This is a genomic window from Caballeronia sp. (genome assembly GCF_049581465.1).
Taxonomy (GTDB): Bacteria; Pseudomonadota; Gammaproteobacteria; order Burkholderiales; family Burkholderiaceae; genus Caballeronia.
The window spans coordinates 1-5,804 of the sequence record NZ_JBAUSA010000688.1; the positions used below are offsets into that span (position 1 = coordinate 1).

A 5,804-nucleotide genomic window follows, 5' to 3' on the forward strand; every position below is an offset into this window, starting at 1 on the left:
AATAAGCAAGAAAATCCGACTTAAGCAGAACGACCACGCAAGCAGAAGGACTCAATCCTAGCCCCACACTCGCCGCAAGCAGCACCGCCCCAACCCCAAACCAGACGAAGCGCGCTACTCGTCGCCCAACAGGCCAGCAGCCTGCTCCCCCGGCATTGCCTCCACATCGCGTAGCTTCTTCGTCATCTGGCGCGTACGCGTCTCCGCCGATTCGATCGACCGCGTTACGGCCTCAAGCTGCGTGCGCGTTTTCGACAGCACTTCCCCAAACTTCCTGAACTCCGTTTTGACCGCGCCAAGCACCTGCCAAACCTCGCTCGACCGCTGTTCGATGGCAAGCGTTCTAAAGCCCATTTGCAGGCTGTTCAGCAACGCAGTCAACGTGGTCGGACCGGTGACGCTCACGCGATATTCACGCTGCAAGAAATCGGTCAGTCCCGGACGGCGCAGAATCTCCGCGTACAAGCCTTCAGTCGGCAGAAACAGTAACGCGAAGTCCGTGGTATGCGGCGGCGCCACGTACTTTTGCGCAATCGACTTCGCTTCCGCACGCACCCGGCCCTCCAGCGCGCGCGAGGCTTCCTCGACCGCGACGGGGTCTCCACGGTCCTGCGCATCGATCAACCGCTCGTAATCTTCACGCGGAAATTTCGCATCGATAGGCAGCCACACCGGCGTCGCAGCCGCATTCGCACCGCTCTGGCCAGGCGCGTCGTGACGACCGGGCAGCTTGATCGCGAACTCGACGCGATCGTTGCTCTGCGGAATCGTCGCGACATTCTTCGCGTATTGATCCGCCGTAAGCAACTGTTCCAGCAGCGATTCGAGCTGCACTTCACCCCACGTGCCGCGCGTCTTGACGTTGGTCAGCACCTTCTTCAAATCGCCAACCCCCGCCGCGAGCGTCTGCATTTCGCCAAGCCCCCGATGCACCTGCTCTAGCCGCTCGGAAACGAGCTTGAATGACTCGCCCAACCGCTGTTCCAGCGTGGCGTGCAGCTTTTCATCGACAGTACGACGCATTTCTTCCAGCTTCGCGGCATTGTTCGCCTCGATGTCCTTCAACCGCGCTTCAAGCGTCGCGCGCACTTCGCCCAGGCGCCGGTCATTCGACTCGGACATGTGCGCGAGCTGCACGGTGAGCGCGTCGCCGAAACGCTTGAGCGCCTGGCTCTGTTCATCGCGCGCGTGCTGGCTTTGTTGAACGTTGCTGTCGGTGAGCGTCACGAGTTGCCGCGAAAACGCTTCGATCTGGGCGTTCTGCACGCTCGCCATGCTGGCAAGTTGCGTAGCGAGCGTTTGCTGAACCTGCGCGAACGTACTGCCCGCTTCGGTCCGCGAAGCGCGCGACGTCTCGACGACTTCGCCGCGCACATTGCGTTCGAGCCGCTCCTGAGCGCGGGCGTGCGCTTCGCCCATATCGATGATGCGATCCGTCAGCGCTTCGAAATACTCTTCAATGTCCGCGCCGCGCTTCGCGCGCATCGACAAGGTCAACGCGATCAACGCGATTACCAGCCCAATTCCAAGCACGACGATCGCGATGCTCGACAGCAACAACAAGCTCATTTCTTCAGGACTTCCGGATTCACAGGGTTGGGCGGATTGCCGGCGCGCGGGCCTTCGCCCAACGCGGCGATCAGGTTATCGGCAGCGAGATCGGCCATGGCGCGGCGCGTGGATTCGGTCGCGCTCGCGATATGCGGCGTCAGCACCACGTTCGGTACGCTCAGAAAATCGCGATTGAAATTGGGCTCGCCTTCGAACACGTCCAGCCCCGCCGCCGCGATGGTCTTGTTGCGAAGGGCCTCGACCAGCGCGGCGTCATCGACGATACCGCCCCGCGCAATGTTGGTCAGCGTAGCCGTGGGCTTCATTGCAGCGAGTTCCGCCGCGCCGATCGCGTGGTGATTGTCGGGCGTGTACGGCAGCACGAGCACGACGTGATCGGCCCGCTTCAGCAATTCCGCCTTCGAGACGTATTGCGCGTTCAACTCGGCTTCGATTTCCGGCGCGACGCGCGAACGGTTGTGATAGATCACGCGCATGTTGAAGCCGCGCGCCCGACGCGCCAGCGCCTGACCGATACGGCCCATGCCGATCACGCCGAGCGTGGCCCCGAACACGTCGCTGCCGAGAAAGGCGTCGTAGGACCAGGTGCCCCACTTTCCCGCGCGCAAAAAATGCTCCGATTCGGCAATGCGGCGGGCCGCGGCCATCATCAAGGCCCAGCCGAAGTCCGCTGTGGTTTCGTTCAGCACGTCCGGCGTGTTGGTGCCGAGCACACCCTGCGCGTTGAACGCCGGCATGTCGAAGTTGTTGTAGCCGACCGCCATGTTCGACACCACCTTCAGGTTCGGCGCACCTTGCAGCGCCTTGGCCGTGACGGCGTCGCCGGCCACCAGGGCGCCGTCGCAAGGGCTCAGCCGACGGGCGAATTCGTCGGCGGAAAGCGGCTCGCCCGGGTTTGCATCGACGTGAAAATACTGCTGGAGACGCTCGATGACGTCCGGGAAAATAGGGCGAGAGACCAACACTTTTTTCATCGACTTCCCCTCAAAAGAACAGCCATCCAGTGACGGCCAGCAACGGCAACAGGAAAACCGCCGACCAGCCGAGATAGCCAAAGAATCCGGGCATCGCAATGCCGCGCGATTCCGCGATTGCTTTCACCATGAAGTTAGGCGCATTGCCAATGTAGCTGACCGCGCCCATGAACACCGCGCCCGCCGAGATGGCAGCAAGCGACGAGGCGCCGGTCGTCATCAACGCCTGCGCGTCGCCCCCGGCGAGATTGAAGAACACGAGGTAAGTCGGCGCATTGTCGAGAAATGACGACAACAGGCCCGTTGCCCAGAAGTACGCAATGTCGATCGGCTTGCCGCCTGAATCCGTCACCAGATGAATGATGCTGCCAAACGCACCCGTTTCGCCCGCGCGCAAGATCGTGATGACGGGCGCGATGGTGATGAAAATGGCGGCGAACAACTTCGCGACTTCCTCGATCGGCGCCCAGGTGAACGCGTTGCCGACACGCGCTGTTTTCGGCGTCAGCACGAGGGAAAGGATCGTCACCGCGATCAGTGCGCCATCGCGCACCAGATCCTGAAGCACGACGCGCGTGCCGACAATATCGAAGACGATGCCTGGCTTCCACAAGCCGCTCATGAGCACCAGAGCGACGACGACCGCGAGCAGGATGAAATTCACCTTTCCCTCGATACTCAATGGCGTGGCTACGTCGGCGCGAGGATGTGACGCTTCTTTCGCGAAGTAGTAACGGTCGATCACATAGAACACGATAAGCAGCACGGCACAGATAAACAGCATCGGCCAAAAAAGATGAACCGTTGTCCAGAAGAAACCGACACCGTTCAGGAAGCCGAGGAACAGCGGTGGATCGCCGAGTGGTGAAAGCGAGCCGCCGACGTTCGCCACGAGAAAAATGAAGAACACGACCATGTGGACGACATGCTTGCGATGTTCGTTCGCGCGCAACAACGGGCGAATCAGCAGCATTGCGGCGCCTGTTGTTCCCATGAGGCTGGCAAGGGCGGTTCCGAGCGCAATCAGGCCCGTGTTCAAGCGCGGAGACCCGTGCAGATCACCGTGCACGCAAATCCCGCCCGCGACGGTGAAGAGCGCGGTCAGGAGGACGATGAAGGGAACGTAGTCCTCCAGCATTGCGTGAACGAAGATGGCGAACGCGGTAGGCGCCCCGAAGCTGACAGCGAATGGGATGAGGAAAGCGACCGCCCATGCCGCGGATATCTTGCCGAAATGGCTGTGCCAAGCGTGCGGCGCGACGAGCGGGACGATGGCAATCGACAACAATATGCCGGCGAACGGCAGCGCCCACAGGGGGGACAACGTCGCGCCGTCGAGCGCGGCCGCTTGAGCCGTCAGTGGGAGTGTTGCGAGCGCGAGAGCAGCCAATAGACGTCGCGCGTTCATGCGCGGGCTCGCGAGATCCGGGCTACAGCAGCTGTGGTCATGGTGGGGGAGTCCTCGTGGGCTGCGCTGCGCTTCGCATGTTCGACACAGGGTCCGATTATAGCGAGCGAGCGGGAGCGCACGGGGAGGTACTGGAGAGTGGATGCTAGCGGCGAGTGGGGTAGGTCGGGGCTGGAGTGCTTCTGCTTGCCGCTAGCAGAACCGCCCCGACCTCTCCTCCCCTCACACGCCCTCGTCGTCCAACTTGGCGATATCAAAGACCTGCCGAAGATAGGCGAGATACGCCTGGTCGTCGCACATATTCTTTCCCGGCGAATCAGAAAGCTTGGCCACCGGCTGGCCATTACATCGGACCATCTTGATCACGACCTGCAAAGGCTGGTAACCCAGATCGTTCGTGAGGTTGGTGCCCACGCCGAACGCCAGTTGGCAGCGGCCACGAAAACGTTCATACAGCCGCAAAACCTTGGGAATGTCGAGCGCGTCGGAGAAAACCAGAACCTTGGTGCGCGGGTCGCAGCGATTCTGTTCGTAATGGCGGATCAGGCGTTCGCCCCAATCGAAGGGATCGCCGGAATCGTGCCGCGCACCGTCGAAGAGCTTGCAGAAATACATGTCGAAGTCGTTGAGGAACGCCTTCATGCCGTACACGTCCGAAAGCGCAATGCCCAAGTCGCCCCGATACTCTTTCGCCCACATCTCGAACCCGAAGACCTGCGAGTCACGCAGTCGCGGACCCAGCGCCTGGCAAGCCTGCAAGTACTCATGCGCCATCGTGCCGAGCGGACGCAAGCCGTGTTTCATCGCGTAGTGAACGTTGCTCGTGCCGGTGAACTGTTCGCCCAAACCTTCCTTCAGGCTAAGGATGACCTCCTCGTGCCACTGCTTCGAGAATCGGCGACGAGTCCCGTAATCGGCAATCTTGCAGGCAGAGAATTCAGGGCGCGCGCCGAGTAGCTGGATCTTGTCGCGCAGGCGGTCACGGCCGACATCGAAGGTCGGATCTTGCTGCGTGTTTCGAAAGTAAACCTCGTTCACAATCGCGAGAACCGGGATCTCGAAGAGGATCGTATGCAGCCACGGCCCGACAATATTGATGTCGATCTCGCCGTTTTGCTTGGGCGACGGCGTGATCGTGATCGACTTTTCATTCAGGCGAAAGAGCGCGAGAAAGTCGATGAAGTCGCTCTTGATGAAGCGCATCCGGCGGAGGTAGTCGAGCTCATCGTCGGTAAAGCGAAGCTCGCAGAGCTTGCGAACTTCATCGCGAATCTCGTCAATGTACGGTACGAGATTAACGTCCGGCGTCCGGCAACGGAACTTGTACTCCGCGTGCGCCGCCGGAAAATGATGCAGCACAACCTGCATCATCGTGAATTTATAGAGATCGGTATCGAGCAGCGAATGGATGATCATGGTTCCACGCGAACAGCAGGGACTAAGTGAAGACCGCAAGTGAAAACCGCCAACGGACCCGGCGCGACCCGACGCACTGGATGTTTCGCCCCGGCGGCCTTCCGCGCATGTTACCCGAGTGACTGTTGCAACGTGTACCCAGGCGGCCTCTCATCAGGGTGAATCTGGAGGGCCAGACACCTATAATCAAATCACTAAAGGATATAAGGCCTTGTGGCCCGGGCTCGTGCCTAAATATACCGGTACGTTACAATATCGGTTTTACGCGAGAACGGCGTGCACAATCCCGGCTTCGAGCCGCGGATAGAGGCTTCCGATCCATATTGCTGGATCCAATGTCCCGTGCCAATGCCCTCTCCGCCCCCACGAATTCCGTACGCAGGAGCCTGAATGACTCACGTAGTGACCGAAAGCTGCATCAAGTGCCGCTATAC

At 60.6% G+C, this 5,804-nt stretch carries 4 protein-coding genes; all 4 read right to left on the bottom strand.

All coding sequences use genetic code 11. The annotated features are described in order from the left end of the window. Window positions 1–114: 114 nt before the first annotated feature. On the bottom strand, window positions 115–1,569 hold the full coding sequence (locus tag WCA53_RS16945; RefSeq protein ID WP_423912796.1) for a DNA recombination protein RmuC: 1,455 nt from the start codon (window positions 1,567–1,569) through the stop codon (window positions 115–117). Further along, the gene (locus tag WCA53_RS16950) at window positions 1,566–2,546 is read right to left on the bottom strand and encodes a 2-hydroxyacid dehydrogenase (protein WP_423912799.1); all 981 of its coding nucleotides are present in this window, start codon (window positions 2,544–2,546) and stop codon (window positions 1,566–1,568) included. The genes WCA53_RS16945 and WCA53_RS16950 overlap by 4 nt, the downstream gene beginning before the upstream one ends. 10 nt (window positions 2,547–2,556) lie before the next feature. Then, complete coding sequence (locus tag WCA53_RS16955) at window positions 2,557–3,954, bottom strand: sodium:proton antiporter (protein ID WP_423912802.1); 1,398 nt, start codon at window positions 3,952–3,954, stop codon at window positions 2,557–2,559. 222 nt (window positions 3,955–4,176) lie between these two features. Continuing rightward, entirely contained in the window at window positions 4,177–5,370 is a 1,194-nt protein-coding gene (gene pncB / locus WCA53_RS16960) for a nicotinate phosphoribosyltransferase (protein ID WP_423912807.1), read from the bottom strand. Window positions 5,371–5,804 lie beyond the last annotated feature (434 nt).